The 21,062-nt window shown below is 30.3% G+C and carries 21 protein-coding genes; all 21 read left to right on the forward strand.

The window, feature by feature from the left end:
* Positions 1–385 precede the first annotated feature (385 nt).
* Positions 386–1,213 carry a hypothetical protein gene (locus tag QZZ51_RS01835; protein WP_291865066.1) on the forward strand — a complete coding sequence of 276 codons (828 nt, stop codon included), beginning with the start codon at positions 386–388 and terminating at the stop codon, positions 1,211–1,213.
* A gap of 215 nt (positions 1,214–1,428) precedes the next feature.
* Complete coding sequence (locus QZZ51_RS01840; RefSeq protein WP_291865067.1) at positions 1,429–1,929, forward strand: CPBP family intramembrane glutamic endopeptidase; 501 nt, start codon at positions 1,429–1,431, stop codon at positions 1,927–1,929.
* A gap of 197 nt (positions 1,930–2,126) precedes the next feature.
* Positions 2,127–2,594 carry a DUF423 domain-containing protein gene (locus QZZ51_RS01845; protein WP_291865070.1) on the forward strand — a complete coding sequence of 156 codons (468 nt, stop codon included), beginning with the start codon at positions 2,127–2,129 and terminating at the stop codon, positions 2,592–2,594.
* Between the two features lie 395 nt (positions 2,595–2,989).
* Positions 2,990–3,778: a DUF3050 domain-containing protein gene (locus tag QZZ51_RS01850; RefSeq protein ID WP_291865072.1), complete on the forward strand. Its 789-nt coding sequence runs from the start codon at positions 2,990–2,992 to the stop codon at positions 3,776–3,778.
* Positions 3,779–4,085: 307 nt separating this feature from the next.
* Positions 4,086–4,328, forward strand: a complete 243-nt coding sequence (locus QZZ51_RS16615; RefSeq protein WP_366511935.1) for a DUF6463 family protein — start codon at positions 4,086–4,088, stop codon at positions 4,326–4,328.
* Between the two features lie 92 nt (positions 4,329–4,420).
* Entirely contained in the window at positions 4,421–5,548 is a 1,128-nt protein-coding gene (locus QZZ51_RS01855; protein WP_291865075.1) for a serine hydrolase, read from the forward strand.
* 18 nt (positions 5,549–5,566) lie between these two features.
* The gene (locus tag QZZ51_RS01860) at positions 5,567–6,238 is read left to right on the forward strand and encodes a hypothetical protein (RefSeq protein WP_291865077.1); all 672 of its coding nucleotides are present in this window, start codon (positions 5,567–5,569) and stop codon (positions 6,236–6,238) included.
* Positions 6,239–6,603: 365 nt separating this feature from the next.
* A complete protein-coding gene (locus tag QZZ51_RS01865) occupies positions 6,604–6,999 on the forward strand; it encodes a PH domain-containing protein (RefSeq protein WP_291865079.1) in 396 nt (131 codons plus the stop codon).
* Between the two features lie 190 nt (positions 7,000–7,189).
* On the forward strand, positions 7,190–7,765 hold the full coding sequence (locus QZZ51_RS01870; RefSeq protein WP_291865082.1) for a Crp/Fnr family transcriptional regulator: 576 nt from the start codon (positions 7,190–7,192) through the stop codon (positions 7,763–7,765).
* A 68-nt stretch (positions 7,766–7,833) separates the two neighbouring features.
* Positions 7,834–8,946 (forward strand): SMP-30/gluconolactonase/LRE family protein, encoded by a 1,113-nt coding sequence (locus tag QZZ51_RS01875; RefSeq protein WP_291865084.1) that lies wholly within the window; start codon positions 7,834–7,836, stop codon positions 8,944–8,946.
* 347 nt (positions 8,947–9,293) lie between these two features.
* The gene (locus tag QZZ51_RS01880; RefSeq protein WP_291865087.1) at positions 9,294–9,686 is read left to right on the forward strand and encodes a helix-turn-helix domain-containing protein; all 393 of its coding nucleotides are present in this window, start codon (positions 9,294–9,296) and stop codon (positions 9,684–9,686) included.
* Between the two features lie 14 nt (positions 9,687–9,700).
* Entirely contained in the window at positions 9,701–10,447 is a 747-nt protein-coding gene (locus QZZ51_RS01885) for an IS3 family transposase (protein ID WP_291865228.1), read from the forward strand.
* 514 nt (positions 10,448–10,961) lie between these two features.
* The gene (locus QZZ51_RS01890) at positions 10,962–13,373 is read left to right on the forward strand and encodes a prolyl oligopeptidase family serine peptidase (RefSeq protein ID WP_291865090.1); all 2,412 of its coding nucleotides are present in this window, start codon (positions 10,962–10,964) and stop codon (positions 13,371–13,373) included.
* Between the two features lie 145 nt (positions 13,374–13,518).
* A complete protein-coding gene (locus tag QZZ51_RS01895; RefSeq protein ID WP_291865093.1) occupies positions 13,519–14,202 on the forward strand; it encodes a CPBP family intramembrane glutamic endopeptidase in 684 nt (227 codons plus the stop codon).
* Positions 14,203–14,532: 330 nt separating this feature from the next.
* Entirely contained in the window at positions 14,533–14,916 is a 384-nt protein-coding gene (locus tag QZZ51_RS01900) for a BlaI/MecI/CopY family transcriptional regulator (RefSeq protein ID WP_291865096.1), read from the forward strand.
* Entirely contained in the window at positions 14,909–16,228 is a 1,320-nt protein-coding gene (locus QZZ51_RS01905; protein WP_291865099.1) for a peptidoglycan DD-metalloendopeptidase family protein, read from the forward strand. The genes QZZ51_RS01900 and QZZ51_RS01905 overlap by 8 nt, the downstream gene beginning before the upstream one ends.
* Before the next feature lie 94 nt (positions 16,229–16,322).
* On the forward strand, positions 16,323–18,671 hold the full coding sequence (locus QZZ51_RS01910; protein WP_291865102.1) for an outer membrane beta-barrel protein: 2,349 nt from the start codon (positions 16,323–16,325) through the stop codon (positions 18,669–18,671).
* A 57-nt stretch (positions 18,672–18,728) separates the two neighbouring features.
* On the forward strand, positions 18,729–19,625 hold the full coding sequence (locus QZZ51_RS01915) for a polysaccharide deacetylase family protein (RefSeq protein ID WP_291865104.1): 897 nt from the start codon (positions 18,729–18,731) through the stop codon (positions 19,623–19,625).
* Positions 19,626–19,687: 62 nt separating this feature from the next.
* Positions 19,688–20,113, forward strand: a complete 426-nt coding sequence (locus tag QZZ51_RS01920; protein ID WP_291865107.1) for a nuclear transport factor 2 family protein — start codon at positions 19,688–19,690, stop codon at positions 20,111–20,113.
* A 137-nt stretch (positions 20,114–20,250) separates the two neighbouring features.
* The gene (locus QZZ51_RS01925; RefSeq protein WP_291865110.1) at positions 20,251–20,478 is read left to right on the forward strand and encodes a hypothetical protein; all 228 of its coding nucleotides are present in this window, start codon (positions 20,251–20,253) and stop codon (positions 20,476–20,478) included.
* A gap of 177 nt (positions 20,479–20,655) precedes the next feature.
* Positions 20,656–21,062, forward strand: a 407-nt coding sequence (locus QZZ51_RS01930) for a DUF3995 domain-containing protein (protein WP_291865231.1), incomplete at its 3' end; no start/stop codon positions are given.

Below are 21,062 nucleotides of genomic sequence, written 5' to 3' on the forward strand. Positions count from 1 at the left end.
TTGAGCTTTGCCTGCGATTTTGTTAACTGACCCTGCTCAACTTCTTCAACTAATTGGAGTTTAAATGAGAGCGAGTAATCTTTTTGGGTACGCTTGGTACTGCCAATATTTAATGATGTTTTCATTACACTAAAGTTTTAGTGTATCGCTATTTCAGGACGGGACAGCAGCATAGAAAAAAAGGTGTTTAAGGCTACAATAAACGCTACTTTTTTTATGTGAAAATCGTAAAAATAAGATTTTTGAGGTTCTGTATTTTACATGTAACCGCCTACTTTATAAAAATATTTTATAGTATTATTGTAATATAAATAAAAGGTGTTTCGTAACACAAAACCTAAGTTTACGTATACTCAATTGTTGTAGCCAATTTGAAAAAAACCAAGTGATAGACAAAAAAGCCAAACAAATTTTATTTAAATCATTCTGGAAAAATGGCTGGATTGATTCTAAAAACAGACAAATATCAAAAGAGGATTTTGAATATGCTAAATCTAAAGGTTTAATGTTTGAACCTTTAACAATCAATCATAATCAATGTATAGAAAATATTATTTCAATTAAACAAGGCATAAGTTTAGAAAATATTTCTAGTGCCTTTTTAAGTAGTCTATCTACAAAAAGGCTTGATTTACGTTCTTCATTGTCAAGTTATTTTTTAGCGAATAAATTTACTAAACATAAATATTCCCCAATAATATCTGGAACTTCTTATGTCGATGGAAAACCCGATTTTCATTCCTATACTTGTGAAATATGTAAAGAAACTCAATATGGACTTGTAGGTAATGAAAATTATGAAAATCAAGATTTAAACGTACTTAACTTTGAAAGATTAAAATGGGGAGGAATTAGATTAGGAGATTTAATCTATATATTGTTTGATTTGCAACAGTTCGAAAAAGAGCAAATTATGTTGCCTAAAAAGGAGGACATAGACATATTTAAAAATATTCTAAAAGTTGTCGAAACTTCAAATGAGAATGATTATCCAGGAAAATTAGTCGTTAGATTAAAAGATGTAATTAAGTCTAGTAAATCTGAAAGAGAAGTTCTAATTGAAATTTTAGCAGCAATGGGAATATTAAAACCTAAAAGTTATGACAGAGCAACTACAGGTAAGAATGATTGGGGTTTTGTAGAATATTGGAGAGGAGAAGACAAATACGATTTAGAAGCAGTTAATAAATATTTCGGAGATTATCTGAAATAAAAACTGGCTACAACAAAGTATAAAAATAATAAGGGTTAAGTACCAAACCCAAAGTTAGTACATAATAATAAAGTCCGCCAAATTTACAATTTGACGATTAAAAGAAAAATAACGGTAAAATTGTAAATTTGGCTAAATGCTAACCCGAAAAGTAAGTATATTTTAATCCCTTACTATTCTTATACAAACCGTTACCAAACATTATTATTGCCCAAGTGAAACTTGATTTTAGAACTGTTCCTAACTTATCATTATTTAAATTTAAAAATTTTACCCTTCTTAATCTTGTATTGATAATCCTATTAGTTCTGGGAGAAGAAATAGGCTGGCGCGGATTTTTACAAAAAAAACTAATAAGCACTTACGGTAATTTAATAGGAATTATAATATTGGGACTTGTGTGGGGTTTTTGGCATTTACCATTGGCTTTAACTGGACATAACTTTTCGCATTACCCATTAATCGAAGGATTTATATTATATCCCGTAATGGGCATCGCTATTTCATTAATGATAGCTTATTTAGCTGCTTTTAGATACTCAATTTATATAGCTATAGTTTTTCACCTATTACACGATTTAGTATATATTTCTGTATTCCCAACAACTAATATGAATAATCAACTTGGTAATCTAATGGTTTCAGTAAGCGTATTTCTAATTTTAATTCTGATTTTTGGGAAAGCATACCGAAGAAAAACGTTTTATCGACGCTAAATTTAATGCGGACTTTAGGGCAAAACCGAAAGGTCTGTGTATATTTATAAAGTCGCTAAATCTTATGGATTTAGCTTTGAACAAAAAAAAAACGCAAATAAGAAGCTTTAGCTTGGTGCGCAGACGGAAACGAAAAATTTCCTTACTACCACACTACGCTTAGCTCAATTGTTACCAAACATTTTGAAAAAGAGATTATGAAAAAATGGAATTTAAAAGTAAAAAGTAATCCACAAGAGATAAGCCAGAATTTAGAATCCGCACTTAAATCTGTAGACGGATTAGTGTTTAATATGAATCACGATAAAAAAAAATCAATAAAATTTAAAATGCGTAAACGGATTCAATATGCTTGGTACCTAATATATATTAACAGCATTATTGTTAATGGAAAATTATCAAAAACAGATGTTGAAAATGAGACCGATGTGAAAATTTTATTTAGCCAACATTTTTTATGGAAATTAGTAATATTCACACATATACTTTTGGGTTTGGGTTTTCTAATTACCATAATATCAGGAAAAAGTAGTAGCACTTCTACGTATTTGTTAGGAGCTGGAATTTTAGCATTAGGAGTCTTATTATGGATTATGGTGCAAAAAAAATATGAGAAGAATGTTCAAGAATACAAAACATTGATTTCTAAAATATTAGAGATCTAATAAGAAAAACGTTTGGTAACACAGTAACTAATCTGTTGCTGAATAATAGGACTTGGTTAAAGTTACGCAATCGGATTACACTCCTATGTTTATCTGGTTACTGGACTTTTTACTCGGACAGAATAAATTAATAATGAGCTCAAACCTAATTAGAGCGATTGCACCTAAATAAAAAACGTTTGGTAACAAGGCCCATAAATAATGCAAAGTTTGGTGTTTAATTCTAATTTTCGCGTAATTTTATAAGATCGCCAAATCTGTTTAATTTTACATTTTAATATTAAAAAAAAACGCAAACAAAAAGCTTCGGCTTAGTGCGAAGTCGGAAGCAAAAAGGCTTCCTTGCTCTCCGTACTAACTTTAGCTTGGGCTTTATATGCAAGCAAAAAAATAGAATGAATAGAATAGAATACATAGAAAATGAGATTTCGGAATTAAGAAATCAATTGAAAAACCATAAGCTATATAAAAATTTAAATAGCGTTGATGACATAAAAATTTTTATGGAAAGTCACGTGTTTGCCGTATGGGATTTTATGTCGATCTTAAAGAAGCTTCAAATAAATCTCACTAATGTTCAAACTCCTTGGACACCACCAAAGAACCCAACATTATCAAGGTTTATAAATGAAATCGTTCACGGAGAAGAAAGTGATATTAATGAATTAGGAGAACCAAAAAGTCATTTCGAAATGTATTTGGACGCAATGGTACAAGTAAATGCTAATACTAATGAAATCCATAATTTCACAAAACTCATAGAATTAGGTAATTCGGTTGAATATTCTCTAAATGAAGTTAATATAGATAAAAGAGTAGCTGATTTTGTTAAATTTTCATTTTCAATCATTGAGACCAATAAGGCACACCTTGTAGCTTCTGCATTTACATTTGGACGAGAAGATGTAATTCCTGATATGTTTATCGAAATTCTTAAAAATTCCGATTCTGATAACAAACTATACAACAAAATAAATTACTATCTCGAACGTCATATTGAACTTGATGGAGATGAACATGGTCCATTATCTCTCAAGATGATTTCGGAATTATGTAAAGATGATGACCAAAAATGGAATGAAACATTAGCTGTTGCCAAACAATCATTAGAAAAACGAATTGAGCTTTGGAATGCTATTGCAGATTTAATACAACGTGAAAAACCAGCATGTAACCGTGTATAATTAATTGCTTGGCAAGTGCTTATTTGGAAAATTCCGCTGGAATTTTCTATCTGTGAATTGTCTACTAACTTAGTTAGTAACCATACACAAACACGTTGCCTACAATTATAAAAAAATCGCCCCGAATCAATAAAAATTAACTAAATATGAAAATAACGAACGGAAAAATTTTAGTGTTTTTAGGGGTTATTCATCCTCTTTTAGGAATTTCACCTTTTGCGTTCGGAAAACAATTTTCTAAATTTGCGGATAATTTTTTTTTGAGATAAGTGAAGGACTTTTAGAGTTTCCTTTGCTGAATGGACAAATGAACTACGAAAATTTCGCAGCGTTCTGGTTTTTCTATTTTGGTCTGTTGCTGATTCCAATCGGAATATTACTTGGGTATGTAGAAAAAACAAGCGGACAGATTCCAAAAAGTTTTATTTGGGCATATTTAATAGTCGTGTTGGTTGGGGTTTATATGATCCCATTTTCAGGAATGACACTGCTGATGTTGCCACACTCCCTTTATATGCTATTCCAACGAAATCATGACTTGAAAGCTTAACGGAATGTGAATACAAGCAGAATGGAAAATAACGCCGCACAACACAGCCTAAACGTAATACAGACTTGTTACTTTTACGCCAAGGTATATTTATGAAGGTGCTAAATCTTTGGGATTTTGCTTCGGACAAAATAGAAAAAGAAAAACATTATATGACTTATAGATTATTTATGATATTTATTCTTTCAACAACTTTAAGTTGTCAGTCTGATGACTCACTTTCGCAAAACGTACCAGAAGAATCTTTTTATTTTCCGTCAATTAACACAAATGATTGGGAAAGTATATCGCCAAATCAGTTAAACTGGAATTTAACTAAGCTGGAAGAGTTAGAGAATTATCTTACCAATGAAAATACTAAATCCTTTATGGTATTGGTTGGCGGAAAAATTGTGGTAGAAGAATATTATAATGGACATACAGCTAGCGATACTTGGCAATGGAATAGCGCAGGAAAAACTTTGGTCACGGCTACTACGGGTATTGCTCAACAAAATGGATTAATCAACATCGATAATAAAGTATCGGATTATATTGGTGCTGAGTGGACGATTTCCACAGCTCAACAAGAAGATTTAATTACGGTAAAAAATCTACTATCAATGACATCAGGCCTAAATGACGAACCTCAATTAGTAATCAAATCTAATTTAACCTACCTCGCTGACGCAGGTACACGATGGGCATATGGCAATGTATTTCAGAGATTGATGAATGTCATCGAAGATGCAAGCGGAATCGAATTTGAAAATTATTTCAATAATGAATTACGTAATAAAATAGGTATGGAAGGATTCTGGAATAACGGGTTTGTTTATCGTATCTATAATAGCAATACAAGAAGTATGGCAAGATTTGGACTATTGGCTTCGCAAAATGGAAATTGGGATGGAGAGCAAATCATTGATGAAGAATTCTTTATTGAAAGCAAAACAACTTCTCAAAGTATTAATCCATCCTACGGATATCTATGGTGGCTAAATGGACAAAGCAAATATATGCTGCCATCTACTCAAACAGAATTTGCTGGTGAGCTTGTTCCCAATGCCCCCACAGATATGGTTGCTGCTATGGGCAAAGACGAGCAACGCATCTATATCGTTCCTAGTAAGAATTTAGTAATTATAAGAATGGGAGAGGCCACCATATCTGGAGACAATTTTGCTTTATCTTCTTTCGATAATGTTTTCTGGGAGAAATTTAATGAAGTAATTAACTAAAAACTACAGCTAACGATAATGAAATCACCTTTTCAGATATTACTATTGTTTCTTTTTTTAACCTGCTGTAATCATAACGAAAATGAGCATTCTGAACATAAGAAAACAAATACAGAAATATCTTCAAATAGTTATTTAGAAAATTTTCAACAACCTGACTTTGTAAATATAAAAATTGATTCTTTTAAAAATTTCGGCGAGCTAGTTAAGAAAATGCAAGAACTATCGTGCGCTAAAAAATCAATTGGATTAAATTTCAATCAAAACGATACAATTTTTAAACTTACAGGATGGGCTGACTGTCCAAATAGTGGAATAAATTCCTGTTATTTTAATCGGAATACTATGGTCATAAAAAATGATTCTGTGAAGAACTATTCTGGAGATTTTGACAAGTTAAAACACATTAAAAATCTTGGAAATGAAATCTCAAAAATAAGTACTATTAATTACCATTTTCAATACAACAAGAACATTCTTAGACCAGCCATAATACATTTGTATATAGAGAACAGTTATCCAATAGCAAAAACTAAGGAGGTACTTAAACAGGTAGTTAAGGAGTTTAAGAAAGTAAATTATGAAAATGAAAAAAACTTTTTCCGCTACAACATCATATTTGAAAGTTATAATCTATTGAACATCCCTCCTCCTCCTCCAAATGCACTTGACAAAATTGAACTTGACTAAAATTGCGCTGTCAGATTTCACTCCAATGTTTATCTGGCTGTTGGAGTTTTTACTCGGGCGGAATAAATTAATAATAAACGTAATTAGAGCGGTTGTATGAAAATAAAAAACGTTTGATTACAATGCCTAAAATTAATGCGGTGGTTAGGTGTTAAATCCCATGTTTTGTGTAATTTCATAAGGTCGCCAAATCTATTGGATTTGACATTTTAATAACAAAAAAATAAACGCAAGCAAAAAGTTTTGGCTTAGTGCGAAGTCGGAAGCATTTAAGACGAGAATCAGACTGAACTAAAAACCGAAGGATTGATTAAAAAAGACTTCAATTATGACAAAAAAAATATAAAGTCAAAGTATCATATGGAATGTTGATAGCAATATTTCTATTGTTTTTTATCCCTGTAATTTTTGGAATAGTAAACAATGGAATTAATAAGGAATTTTATACACTAATAGGAATACTAATACCCACCTATGCTTTCATTTTACATACGTTTTTAAAAACAGAATATAAAATTGAGAATAATACTTTGAAAATAAAATGCGGAATTATATTTAATAAAACAATTGACATTAGCAAAATTAAAAAAATAAGCCACACAAATAGTTTAATATCTTCACCTGCTCCTTCTTTCGACAGAATTGAACTTAAATATGGAAAGTTTGATGAAATGATAATATCACCCAAGGACAAACTTAATTTTGCTAATGATTTAACTCAAATTAATACAGGAATTGAAAATAATATAATTGAAAACTAAACCCATAAAAAACGTTTTGCAACAATGTCTATAATTAATATGGACTTGTGGCTTTTACGCCAAGGTCTGTGTATATTTACTAAGTCGCTAAATCTTTAAAATATAGCTTTAGACAAAAAAATAAAAACAAACTAGAAGCAGTAACCTTTTAAATACTAAAAAAAGACAACCTATTTCAGGACAATACACAATGAACGAACTAAGTAAAATATTAGAAGAACTAATTGGATTAACAGAAAGTGAATGGAAGAAATTTTCTAATCAATTAAAAAGACAAGAGTATAAAGCTAAAACCTTATTGGTTGAGGAAGGAAAAACAGCAGACACTTTGTATTTTATTGAATCTGGACTATTAAGAACTTATAGAAATATAGATGAGAAAGAGATTACTACATATTTTGTTTGTGACAATCAATTTATAACGATCTTTCATAGCTTTATAAATCAAACACCTTCTTCTGAATTTTTAGAAGTGATTGAAGATAGTATTGTTTATAAAATCTCTTATCATAGCCTAACTCAACTATATAAAGAATCCTCAAAATTTGATAAAATTGGACGAATTTTAGCCGAAAAAAATCATCTTTGCGCTTTAGAAAGAACTTTAACACTGCAGACAAAATCAGCTAAAAAAAAGTATTTAGATTTTATAAAAAACTACAACAAAAAAATTGTCCAAAGGGTTCCTCAACACCAAATTGCCAGTTTTCTTGGCATAGCTTCCGAGTCGCTAAGTCGAGTTAGGAAAGAAATTTCCATTTCATAACAAATGTCAAGATGTAAATATTAAGACAGTCGTTTCTTTGTGTTTTTAAAATCGAAAGAATAAATACAATGAAAATTTCAAAGAAAGTAAAGTTATCAATTGCCTTAATATTTACAATACTTACATTATTAATTAGTAGTGTTTTGTATAACTCTTGGTCTCTTGACCCAGTAGCTTGGTTGCCACCGCCAATGCCAGAACTAGAAGGAATACTTGCTGAAAATAAATTATTAAGTACAACCGAACGGATAGATCTAAACGGTTGGTTTGGTCCAGAAGATATCGCAGTAGATAATCAAGGAAATTTGTATTGTGGTGTACATATTTCTAAAACAGACTTCACAGATGGTAGGGTTTTAAAAATAGATGCATCAGGGAAAGTTTCTGTATTTTGTAATTCAGGATCTTGGGTTACAGGATTGCATTTTGATAGCAATCAGAATCTTATTGCTTGCGACTTAGAAAGAGGTTTAATAAGTATTAATCAAAATGGTAAAATAAAAACTTTGGCAAGCGAAGATGAAAATGGCAACAAGTTCTTAATCCCTAATGATGTAGATATAGCTAAAGATGGTATAATATATTTTACAAATACTTCTTCAAAAGTAAACTTTAGCAATAAACATATTTGGAAATTATTAATGGAAGCCAAACCAGATGGGGGCCTTTACAGTTATAACCCAAAAACCGAACGAGTAAAAACTCTTATAGATGAAACTTATTTTGGTAACGGAGTTGCTGTATCCCAGAATGATGACTTCGTTTTAATGGTTGATTTAGCAAAATATAGAATAGTTAGATATTGGCTTAAAGGTGTTAAAAAAGGAACTAAAGATATTTTTTTAGATAATTTACCAGGCTTTCCAAACGGAATATCTAGAAGGTTAGATGGTAGTTTTTGGCTTGGATTTTCTACTAAAAGAGATAAATCATTAGATGAAATACACCCAAAACCTCTGGTAAAAAAAATTGTTTACGGACTTCCATCTTTTTTACAACCTAAAGCAGTACCATTTGGAATGTTAATGCATTTAAGTAACAATGGGGAGATTATAAAAACATATTATGATACAACTGGAGAGTTTGTATCTGAGGCAACCTCAGTTGAAGAACATAATGGCTACCTTTACCTTGGAGGAGATATATCTGGTCATATTTCAAAATACAAATTAGAAAAATAACAGTGGCTAGCATTATATATAAAATAACGACGTTTGTTGCGTTAAATCCTTGCATGCAGTAGTAAAAAAATAATTTTAATGATTAAATATATTTAGTACCATTATACTTATTTCACTACTTATATTTATAGTTTCAAAAAAGATTCGTTACCTGAAAAATTATAGATTCTGACCCGTACCAAAATATGTGCGCACCAAAACAACAAGTATATCTATAAAAAAATGCTAAATTAGGTACTTAACCAAAGTTAGTTAGAGTTTTCATACACAATACAGTTATACACAAGCTAACCAAATGCATCGTCCTGAAATAGGTTGACTAAAAAAACAAACATTTTTAGTAATCTATGGAAAAACAAACAAAACACCCCTGCCCAAAAAAAAGCTACAAAAAAGTAGGCTTTGAACTCAAACTTTTAATCATTGACCAAATTCATAATGGTCAGATTTCTATCAATCACGCTTCAAATAAATATCAAGTTTCTAGAAGTTCTATTCAATACTGGATTAAGAAATACAGTACCTTAGAACAAAAGAAACTAGGCATGAGTAAAAAGGATGAAATCAAAAAACTAAAAGAGAAGATTGAAGAACTTGAATTCGTAAAAGATTTTCAACAAGATATTATAGCGGACATGGAACTTATTACTGGAGTCGATATGTCAAAAAAGTCATTGCCCAAAACATTAGCAGACGAGATTCAAAAAAAGAAGCAAGACCGTTTAAAAGAAAATGGTTAACTACTTGTTTTGGGATTAGTAAACAGGCCTTTTACAAACGCCTAAAATCACAACGTAATAAAGAATTAAACGAACAAATCATTAGACAATTGGTCCGTGATTGTAGAAACAAAGTCGGACAACAAACCGGTGGTAAAAAATTACATGACCATTTAAAAAATGAACTCAAAAAACACAATATAAAAATGGGTAGAGATAAGTTCTTTGAATTCCTTAGAAACCATAAACTACTCATTAAGAAGAACAAAACATATCATATAACAACAAATTCTAAACATCATTTTTATAAATACAAAAACCTGGTGAAAGATAAAGTGCCTACTAGAGCTGAACAACTTTGGGTCACCGATATCACCTATATCAAAACACAAAACGGACACAATTATCTCGCTTTAGTTACAGACGCCTATTCGAAAAAAATAATGGGATACAAACTAGATAACCATATGAGAACAGAACTATGCTTAGAAGCACTTAAAATGGCTTTAAAAAATAGAAAGCACCCTAATAAAAAATTAATTCATCACTCAGATAGAGGACTCCAATACTGCAACCCTACCTATACCCTATTTGCAGAAAACAACAATTTAACTTTGAGCATGACAGAGCAATATGACCCGTATGAAAATGCAATCGCTGAGCGTATTAATAAAACACTCAAATATGAATACGCGCTAAAAGAAACTATTAAAAACACCAAACTTGCGCAAAAAATAACCAAAAAGGCTATCTTTATTTACAACAATTTAAGAACGCATTAGAGTCTAAATTTAAGTACGCCTAACAGCGTACACATAAATCAAAATATTGACTACAAATCGTATCGAAAAAACAAAAACAATCTGGAATTATTAACCTTTTAAATCATATGAAAAAGGTCAACCTATTTCAGGACAAGACAAAAAATGTACGTACTCAACCCTTTATTCAAAAAACAATAACATACGACAACGGAACGGAAATGGCAAAACATGAATTAATTACAAAAAACAGGTATAAAAATATACTTTGCCCACCCCCTATTCTTCTTAACAAAGAGGAACAAATGAAAACACAAATGAACTCAATTAGAAGATTCCTTCCTAAAAGGAACTTGACTTTAATCCAATTGATAAAAACAAACTCCTTTGTATTCAAAAAAACTAAACAATAAACTACTGAAAATAACTGAGCTTAAAACACCCAAGAAAATAAATAGATTCTGAACTAAAATTTGTAGCTTAGACTCACTAAAAAAAAGCAACACTTGTTGCGTTATAACCTTGAATGCAGCTTATGAAACACTTTATTTATTTAATTCTTTTACTTGCAATAGTAAAAGTTAATGCTCAAGAAAATGCTATCTATCAAAAACCGCCACAAGAAATTTTAGAATTGGTTGATGTGCCAAGAGCCCCCAGTGTTCTTTTAGATGAAAGTAAAGAGTATATGATATTGTTATTTCGGGATGCTTATAAATCTATTGAAGAACTTTCTCAAGAAGAACTTCGTCTTGGGGGTTTACGTATTGATCCAAAAACCAATATAGGAAGCAGAGTTACTTACTTTAATAATGTTAAAATTAAAAGTTTAAACAAAAAAGGAGGAGTAATTTCGCAAGTAAAAGGATTACCTATAAATCCAAAGTTAACCAACTTCAACTGGTCACCTAATCAAAAAAAGATAGCATTAACCAATACCACATCAAATGGCGTTGAAGTTTGGGTTCTTGATTTAGTGACTTCATCAGTAAGTAAACTAACAAGTGCCAATACAAATGCAAATATTGGTAGTGTGATCAACTGGTTTGAAGATGGCCTAACCTTACTTATTAAAACCATCCCAGAAAATAGAGAGCCACTTATAAACACAAAAACCGCCATACCATTAGGACCTACTATTTCAGTCAACGACGGTAAAAAAGCACAAAATAGAACCTATCAGGACTTATTAAAAAACAAAAGCGACGAGCATAATTTTGAACAACTTGCGCTATCAGAGATTTATAAGGTATCCTTGGATGGGAAAAAGGAAAAGTGGTTGGATAGCGACATTTATACTTCTATAAATTTCTCTCCGGATGGTAATTATGTAAAAGTAAATACGGTGCATAAGCCTTTTTCTTATTTAGTCCCTTACCGACGATTTCCCTCAAAAACGACAATTTATACGAAAGACGGTAAAAAAGTGGAAACCGTGGTCGAAGTTTCTTTAATTGAAGATCTTCCTAAAGGTTTTATGTCGGTCAGAACAGGAAAAAGAAACTTTAAATGGAGAAATGACAAACCAGCCACACTAGTTTACACAAAAGCATTAGATGGTGGAGATCCAGAAACAAAAGTGGATCACAGAGATGAAGTATTTGAATTAGAAGCCCCTTTTAAAAATGGTGATAAAAGTATTTTAAAAACCATCAATCGGGTTTATGATATTGAATGGGGAAATAACTCAATAGCTATTGCCCATGATTATTGGTGGAATACCAGAAATACCAAAACCTATATTTTCAATCCTTCCGATACATCCCAAAAACCAGTAATCCTGTCAGATAGAAATTATCAAGATACTTATAGTGATCCTGGAGATTTTGTGACTGAAAGAAATGATATGGGGAGTTCTATTTTAACTTTACTAAAAAATAATGCCTTTTTAATAGGTGATGGATATACCGAAAAAGGGCAATTCCCATTTGTAGACCAAGTAAATTTAAAAGACACCAAAAAGAAACGAATTTATCAATCAGCATATACAGATAAACTTGAAGATATAAGAAATTACGATCCAAAAAAGAACGAATTATTGGTAAGGATTGAATCTCCGAAAGCATACCCTAATTATTATTTAAAGGATGCTAAAAGAGATCAAATAACTCAATTAACTTCATTTAAAAACCCTTTTATCAGTATTCAAAATGTACATAAAGAAGTAATCAAATACAAACGAGATGATGGTTTAGAGCTTTCTGGAACTTTGTACTTACCCGTGGATTATGACAAAAACAGCAAAGAAAAAGTGCCGCTGATTTTATGGGCATATCCAACTGAATATAAAGATAAATCGAGCGCAGGTCAAAGTACTAAAAATCCTAACGAGTTTACTTATCCATATTATGGATCCATGATTTATTGGGTAACCAGAGGGTATGCAGTTTTAGATGATGCCTCTTTTCCAATTGTAGGTGAAGGTGATACTCAACCTAACGACACTTTTAGAGAACAATTAGTTGCAAATGCAAAGGCCGCAATTGATGCAGTTGATAATTTAGGTTATATTGATAGAAACAGGGTTGCTGTTGGTGGTCATAGTTATGGTGCTTTTATGGTAGCAAACCTACTATCACATTCCGATTTATTTGCCGCTGGAATTGCAAGAAGTGGTGCCTATAATAGAACTTTAACCCCATTTGGTTTTCAAAGTGAAGAACGTAATTATTGGGAGTCTCCTGAGGTTTATAATACCATGTCTCCTTTTATGCATGCTGATAAAATGAAACATCCACTATTATTAGTACATGGAGAGGCTGATAATAATTCTGGAACATACCCCATGCAAAGTGAACGCTATTTCAATGCCTTAAAAGGATTAGGAGCTACGGTTCGACTAGTAATCTTACCAAAAGAAAGCCATGGGTATAAATCTAAGGAAAGTATACTCCATTTATTATGGGAACAAGATCAATGGCTAGAAAAACATGTTAAAAACAAATAATCTATTGATAATAGAAAATAAACGCCATTAAAACTGGCGTTTATTTAAACCGTTGCACAAAAGCTGACCAAAAATGAACAAAAAACTTAAATTAGGGTTTTTAGTTTTTCTAATCGGATTTGTCGGAGTCTTATCGACTTTGACAATGGACATCACATTGCCAGAAGAAATGCAAAAAATGGTTTCGGAGCTATTTACACCTTGGCAATTTAAATTACTGAACTTAATAAACCCAACAATTTTACTTGTGGTTGCTGTCGTAATAGGAACATTACTTTACGATAAAGTAAATTTTAAACTGCCTATTATAGAAAGTCTCATTTATATAGATAAAAAGACCAAATTATCAGGAATTCTGAAATACGGGATTATTGGCGGCATAATCAGCGGAATCTTCATTACACTGACCACTCTTGCCTTTACCCCTATCCTTCCGACCGAGTTTATAGAAATGGGAGAAAAGTTTCGACCAACTCTGGCTGCAAGGTTTCTTTACGGTGGACTCACAGAAGAAATCCTAATAAGGTTCGGGATTATGTCATTATTTGTTTGGCTAATTTTTAAAATTTCCGGGAAATTAAACCCGATTATTTATTGGATCGGCATTATAGTTTCAGCAATAATTTTTGGATTTGGACACCTCCCCGTAATCTATACCCTAATAGGCACTCCCACAACAGAATTGATATTATACATTGTTTTTGGCAATGCAGTTGGTGGAATCGTTTTTGGCTGGCTTTATTGGAAAAAAGGACTAGAAGCAGCTATGATTGGACATGTTTTTGCACATATAACAATGATAATTGGAGAAAATATATTCCATATTTAGACGAAAAATACTGTCTATACAATACCTACAACAAATAGTACATAACTTAAAGGGTTGGGCGTATTTATTAAGTCCGCCAAATCAATCTGATTTGACAATTTAAAAGTAAAAAATACAAACAAAAAGCTTCAGCTTAGCGCAAAGTCGAAAACGAAAATGTTTCCTTGCTCTCCGGTTTAACTTTAACCCAGAGTTATGCCTTATTAACAAACAGTCGAAAAACTTCAAATTATTTCCATAAAAGTATAAGAATCTATTTATTATGACTATATAAATAGTTCTATTACTATAAATGTAGTTATAATTAAAAAATAATTCTATATTTGCAGTATGAATGATTTAACAAAAGCAGAAGAACAAGTAATGCAGTATGTGTGGAAGTTGAAGAAATCTTTTCTTAAAGATATTGTAGAACAGTTTCCAGAACCAAAACCTGCATACACTACAATTTCTACAGTAGTACGAGTTTTAGTGAGAAAAGAGTTTTTAAAATATGATTCTTATGGAAAAGTAAGACAGTACTATGCAACCATTTCTAAGGATAAATATTTTAATCGTCATATTAAGGCGGTTGTAAGTAATTTTTTTAATGATTCTTCAAAAAATCTTGCATTATTCTTTACAGAAAAGGAAGATATGAACCTTACTGAATTAGAAAAAATGAAGCAATTGATAGCGCATAAAATAGAAATACTAAAAGAAAAGAATGACTAATTTATCAATATACATCATTCAAGTAGCCGTAGTCTTTTCTTTGTTTTTTATCATTTATAGGGTTGCATTAAGTAGGCTTACTTTTCATAAAATAAACAGATATCTTTTATTATCTTTAATTCCTACTTCATTTTTACTGCCAATAATTGATGGGTTGTTTCCTTCAATTTCACATGTGATAATTGATATTCCTTTGTATGAAAGTATCGGGTTTAATAGTGTAGAAGATTTCAAAATTCAAGAAACATTACTATCTAGTTCTACAATAAATTATTGGTCACTTTTACCTATACTATATTGGCTTGGTGCTATTTTTAGTTTGACAAAATTATGTTTGAACATAGTAAAATTAGTTGCTAAAAAACAAAACGCTACAATTCATCAAAAGAAAGGGTATAAACTAATCATCACTAAAAATTCACAAATATTTTCGTTTTTCAATTGGATATTTGTTCCATTAAAGCAACAAGATAATATAATTATTGAGCACGAAAAGGCACATGTTATTTTAAAACATTCTATTGATATTATGATAATAGAAGTGTTTGTTGCACTCTTTTGGTTTAATCCTGCTGTATATTTCTATAGAAAATCACTAAAATCTATCCACGAATTTCAGGCAGATAATAGGGTGTTGAACAAACAAATTAAAACATCGCACTATTTACAAGTGTTATTACAAAACCTTGATGTCAAAAAAAACCCAAATACTATTTATAGTTATTTTAATTATCCCATTTTAAAAAGAAGAATAGATATGATTACAAAAACAAAATCTACACAATTAGCAAAACTGAAATACTTAATCTTGTTGCCTGTTTGTGCTTTACTATTATTTGCATTTACAAAACCAAATATAAAAAGTATTCCCGTAATAAGTGAAATAAACACCTTTAGTCTAAGTAGCGATTTACCTTCTTTATTCCCAATAAAGAATAAGACAAAAGAAGATATTACATCATTTTTTGGAACAAAAAGGAAACATAACAAAAGTAAAAAAGCAATAATTCATGGCGGAATAGATATAAAAGCAAGTACAGGGACTCCTGTTATAGCAACTGCAAGCGGCACAATTTCTAAAGCAGCTTTAGAAGGAGATTGGGGAAATTTAATTGTCATTTCGCATTCTGATGGTTACCAAACTTGGTATGCACATTTAAATGGTTTTAATATTAAAGAAAATCAGACCGTTAAAAAAGGAGATATTATTGGCTATGTTGGTAATACTGGTCTTTCAACTAGTTCTCATCTGCATTACGAGGTAAAGCACAACGAAAAAAGAGTAAACCCTTTAGATTATATAACCGAATAAAGGCTTTTTTCGAAATAAAATAATCAAATTTTTACGAGTATTATATATCCTCTGTTTTATAAAGGACAGGATATCTATGCTCAAAATTCATTTTATGAAAGCATACATTATCCTTCTATTATCCATCCTTTGTTATTCAAGCGGGTATAGCCAAAGCGTTACCGTAACGGGCAAAATAAAAGACCAATCTGGCAATGCTGCTGCCTTTTCAAATATTGTTTTTACAGATGTTCTTGATGCTAAAAAAGTGTTTGGATGTTTAAGCAATGAAGATGGTAGTTTTGAAATAGAAATACCGAATCTTCTATATAATCTTAAAGTTTCTGTCATTGGATTAAAGTCAGCTTTCAGAAAAATAGATTTGCGATCCGTAAAAAACAAAAAAGATATTGGCGAAATAATAATTGATGTTAATATAAATCTAAAAGAGGTTATTATTACAGCAAATACTTCTGCTCATAAAATAGAATTGGATAAAAAAACATATACCGTTACTAAAGATATTGCGAATAATGGAGGTAGCTTAATTGATGTGATGGAGAATGTACCCTCTGTTCAAGTAAATATTAATGGTAGTATTAGCATACGAGGAAGTGGAAATATTCAAATTTTAATAGATGGTAAAATTAGTGACTTAACAGACGCTACTGCTCTTCTAAAAACAATACCTGCTGGTTCAATTGATAAAATTGAAGTCATTACAAATCCATCATCAAAATATAGTTCAGAAGGTTCTGGTGGAATCATTAATGTAATTCTGAAAAAAGGGAAGGAAAAAAAATTAAGTAGCAGTATAGAACTCTTCTCAGGTGTCCGTTTAAATTCAGGAACAAACCTTAGTATTAACAAAGGAAACGAAAAATATTCGTGGTATGTAAATTCTGGACTAGGCTATTCTGAACCCAAACGAACTGGTAAAGTATCCGTTGAATATCTTACTCCTGTGCCTACTAATTATTTACAAAATGATACGTCACTCTTAAAACAATTCTATTTTTCTAATACTATGGGAGGCCAACTTTCACTTAATGATAAAAGTACCATTTCTTCGGATGTTACCTATCGTTCATCAAATTTTAATAATACCAATACTATTGCATATCAAGATTTTGAGCGTAGTAATTTAAGTGCAACTTCTAAAAGAATAGATGATGAAAAAAATAAAAACAGCTTTTATAAAATTAGTTCGGAGTATAAACTAAAACTCAATGAAAGAGGGTCGCAATTAAAAATAGGTCTCATGAAGCAGTCATCAACAGAAAAAGGACAGTCTTCTATTTTAGAAAGTAATAGTATTCCTATTTCGTCAATTTCATCAAACGATTTTATTAGTAATGATGTGATTGATAATCGGTATAATTTTGACATAGATTATAGCCATACAAGAAAAGATAATTCGCAAATTGAATTGGGGTTTAGAATTAGGAACGCCAATATTAGAAACAATTTTTCAGTAGAAAGAACCATCGATAATAGTAGTGCTTTAATTCCTGAATTTACAGACCGAACTACGTATAAAGAAAATGTAATTGCCATTTATTCGCAATATGCTAAGAGTTATAAAAAGTTTAAATTTCAAGTAGGATTACGATCAGAGACCACAAACATAGAGATGTTTTCTAATAACAATACAGAAAAAACTTCTAAGAATTATACAGATGTATTTCCTTCCAGTTTTTTTGATTATGAATTTAATGATACTAATAGTTTGCGATTATCTCTATCAAGACGTATACGGCGACCAAATCGAAACGCTATAACTTCATTTAATTCTTTTAGCGATTCCAGAAATATTTTCGCAGGAAATCCATCAATTAATCCTTCATATGTTATTTTGGCAGAATTGGGTTATCAATCTAAAATAAGCAGTAATTTATCAATTACCCCTACCATATTTTATAGAAATACAAAAGATGTTATGCATTATTTTGTTCAAAATGAAGAAATTACTTTTAATGGTATTCTTAAAGAGGTGTTTGTTACAAAAACTATAAATGTTGGCGATAATAATGCATTAGGGCTTGAGCTAAACACTTCATATGCTCCTTTTAATTGGTTAAAAATGTATAATGAATTAACTATTTCTGGTTTTAAACAAAGCGGTAAGGTTAATGGTATAGATTACAATAGTAAAGGTGTTTTTATTTATGGCAAATTTAATATGAATTTTACAATATCAAAATCGATTAAATTTCAAATGCAACACTGGTTTGCTAATGGAAGAAAAAGAGGTCAAATTGATAGTAATGGCATCTATCGAATGGATTTGGGTTTAAGTAAATCACTTTTTAAAGATAATGCATCTTTAACCTTAAATATGAAAGATATTTTTGATACTTGGGAATGGCATACGGTAAAAGAAGGCGATAATTTCGTTCAGATAAATGATACACAAATGAGAACACCACAATTTAATGTGTCATTTATTTATAGATTCAACTAAAGTTAAAATAAAAAAGAAAACAATCTGATAAATTCAAATTTTAAAATTCAAAAAAAAATGAAATATATTTTTATAGTGTTCACATTATTTTTAACAACTAATTTAATTGCTCAATCTGTTAGTTTTACTTTTGATGATGGCTCATTAGCTGATACGCCTAATCATACAGCCAAAGAATGGAATACAATGCTACTTGATAAATTAAATGCCACAAATGTTAAGGCAATACTATTTGTTACAGGAAATAATATGCATGGCGAAAAAGGAAACTATTTGCTTAGTAGTTGGAATGATAATGGTCATAAAATTGCAAACCATACCTTTTTACATGCTAATTATAATAATGAATCTAGAACTTTTGAAGATTTTAGAAAAGACTTCATTAAAAACGATTCAATTATAAATAAATATTCCAATTATAAGAAGTTATTCAGATTTCCATACTTAAAAGAAGGGAATACTAAAGAAAAAGTAGCTTCAGTTAGATTCTTTTTCAAAAGACAAGGTTATAAAAATGGCTATGTAACTATTGATGCATCAGATTGGTACATTAATAGTCGGTTAATTAAAAGACTTCGCAAAAATAACAATGCTGATATAAGTGATTTTAGAAAATTTTATCTGAAGCATGTTTGGGAGAGAGCATTATTTTATGAAAAATTATCTTTTGAATTAACTGGTAGACATATAAAGCATAATCTTTTATTGCATCATAATTTAGCATCCGCATTATTTATTGATGATTTAATAAAAATGTTTAAAACTAAAGGTTGGCAAATTACATCAGCAGAAGAAGCATTTAATGACCCTATTTATGAAAAAAAACCAACTTATGCAGGAGAAAGTTTAATTTATGCTTTAGCAAAAGATTCAGAAAATTATGAAAACCTATTACGTTACCCAGCAGAAGATAGTAAATATGAAAAAGAAAAAATGGACGATTTAGGATTGTGAGTTGGAAGCGCCCTTTATTCTTATATTAAACCCTTACCTATAATTTAAAAATTACACATAGAATGTTCAAAATTAAAACTCTTTTTATCGCATTATTTGTCTTTAGTTTTTTTAGCCTAAATGCTCAAACTGAAATCGACCTTATTCAACAAACTCTTATGGATTATATAGAAGGTACAGCCAACGGAGAGCCTGAAAGGTTAAAAAGAGCATTTTATAAAGATTTTAAACTATATTATATTGCTAATGATAGTTTAAACGTTTGGTCAGGAAAGCACTATATAAATAATATAGCGCCAGGAAAAAAAAATAATCGTATTGGTAGAATTATTTCAATAGACTACGAGAATGATGCATCAAGTGCTAAAATTGAAATTGATATGCCTGACAAAAAAAGAATTTACACAGACTATTTGTTATTATTAAAATATGAAGGTAGATGGAAAATAATTCAAAAATCTTTCACTTATAAACTTTACTATGAGTAAGTTATGTATTTACAAGAAAGTCTATTTTTACAAGACTAAAGTTTCAGATTACAATAATTAGTGCATTCGTAATATCTTTACTTCTATCTTGTAATACAAATGATGAAAGATTTATTTTCTACCTACACAACTAGTCTTTGGAAACTCAAGAGTTGAATGAATCCCGTCCAAAATTCAGATGGACTGAATACAGCGAAATTATTACTGAATTTAAAAAAAGTAGTTTAAATGCTATTAACGAAAAAAGAAATAGAAACGTAAATTCGAGAGAATACAAAGATTCAAAGTACAATGAAAACCTATTAGGTTACCCAGTAGAAGATAGTAAGTATGAAAAAGAAAAAATAGATGGCCTTGGGTTGTAAACTAAAACAATAACAATCTGTATAATTAATGGCTACATAGTGTTAAATTTGAAGTTCAGTTCTTTGATTAAGTTTCTGATATAAACTGAAAGTTTAGGTTTTTTAAAACGCCCCTAACCATACAAAACGTTAGCAAAATATGAAAAGAAATTAATATTATCCGCAATTTTAATTAAAATATTCTTTGAGCTTGCTGTTTTTCATTTTTATTGGGCAAGTGGTGGTCAATTAGGGTTTAATAACGTATTACCTGCAAATGAACAAGGAGTTCCTATATTTACCCCAACGACAATTGATAGTATAATAGTTGGAATAGTATTGTTACTATTTGGACTCTTTTACTTGTTTTCATTGAATTCCCTTAAAAGTAAATTTCTAATTTTATTTAGGAATATTGGACTTTGGATTATTCCCATAATTTTTGCTTTGAGAGCTTTAGGTGATTTCAAATATGTTGGTTTTTTAAAACAAATTAAATCAACTAAATTTGCTAGTTTAGATACAATATTTTACTCTCCTCTATGCATGATAATAGCTCTAATTGGATTTACCCTAATAATTATAAAAGTAAAAACTAGCTACAA

This window comes from Maribacter sp. (genome assembly GCF_016744255.1).
Classification (GTDB): Bacteria; Bacteroidota; Bacteroidia; order Flavobacteriales; family Flavobacteriaceae; genus Maribacter_B.

What these genes read in the sequence shown, in the direction of transcription:
- QZZ51_RS01920 (WP_291865107.1), top strand. Translation starts at nt 19,688, where the DNA reads ATGTTCAAAATTAAAACTCTTTTTATCGCATTATTTGTCTTTAGTTTT.
- QZZ51_RS01890 (WP_291865090.1), top strand. Translation starts at nt 10,962, where the DNA reads ATGAAACACTTTATTTATTTAATTCTTTTACTTGCAATAGTAAAAGTT.
- QZZ51_RS01915 (WP_291865104.1), top strand. Translation starts at nt 18,729, where the DNA reads ATGAAATATATTTTTATAGTGTTCACATTATTTTTAACAACTAATTTA.
- QZZ51_RS01875 (WP_291865084.1), top strand. Translation starts at nt 7,834, where the DNA reads ATGAAAATTTCAAAGAAAGTAAAGTTATCAATTGCCTTAATATTTACA.
- QZZ51_RS01845 (WP_291865070.1), top strand. Translation starts at nt 2,127, where the DNA reads ATGAAAAAATGGAATTTAAAAGTAAAAAGTAATCCACAAGAGATAAGC.
- QZZ51_RS01855 (WP_291865075.1), top strand. Translation starts at nt 4,421, where the DNA reads ATGAAGGTGCTAAATCTTTGGGATTTTGCTTCGGACAAAATAGAAAAA.
- QZZ51_RS01895 (WP_291865093.1), top strand. Translation starts at nt 13,519, where the DNA reads ATGGACATCACATTGCCAGAAGAAATGCAAAAAATGGTTTCGGAGCTA.
- QZZ51_RS01910 (WP_291865102.1), top strand. Translation starts at nt 16,323, where the DNA reads ATGAAAGCATACATTATCCTTCTATTATCCATCCTTTGTTATTCAAGC.
- QZZ51_RS01850 (WP_291865072.1), top strand. Translation starts at nt 2,990, where the DNA reads ATGAATAGAATAGAATACATAGAAAATGAGATTTCGGAATTAAGAAAT.
- QZZ51_RS01900 (WP_291865096.1), top strand. Translation starts at nt 14,533, where the DNA reads ATGAATGATTTAACAAAAGCAGAAGAACAAGTAATGCAGTATGTGTGG.
- QZZ51_RS16615 (WP_366511935.1), top strand. Translation starts at nt 4,086, where the DNA reads ATGAACTACGAAAATTTCGCAGCGTTCTGGTTTTTCTATTTTGGTCTG.
- QZZ51_RS01865 (WP_291865079.1), top strand. Translation starts at nt 6,604, where the DNA reads ATGTTGATAGCAATATTTCTATTGTTTTTTATCCCTGTAATTTTTGGA.
- QZZ51_RS01880 (WP_291865087.1), top strand. Translation starts at nt 9,294, where the DNA reads ATGGAAAAACAAACAAAACACCCCTGCCCAAAAAAAAGCTACAAAAAA.
- QZZ51_RS01860 (WP_291865077.1), top strand. Translation starts at nt 5,567, where the DNA reads ATGAAATCACCTTTTCAGATATTACTATTGTTTCTTTTTTTAACCTGC.
- QZZ51_RS01870 (WP_291865082.1), top strand. Translation starts at nt 7,190, where the DNA reads ATGAACGAACTAAGTAAAATATTAGAAGAACTAATTGGATTAACAGAA.
- QZZ51_RS01905 (WP_291865099.1), top strand. Translation starts at nt 14,909, where the DNA reads ATGACTAATTTATCAATATACATCATTCAAGTAGCCGTAGTCTTTTCT.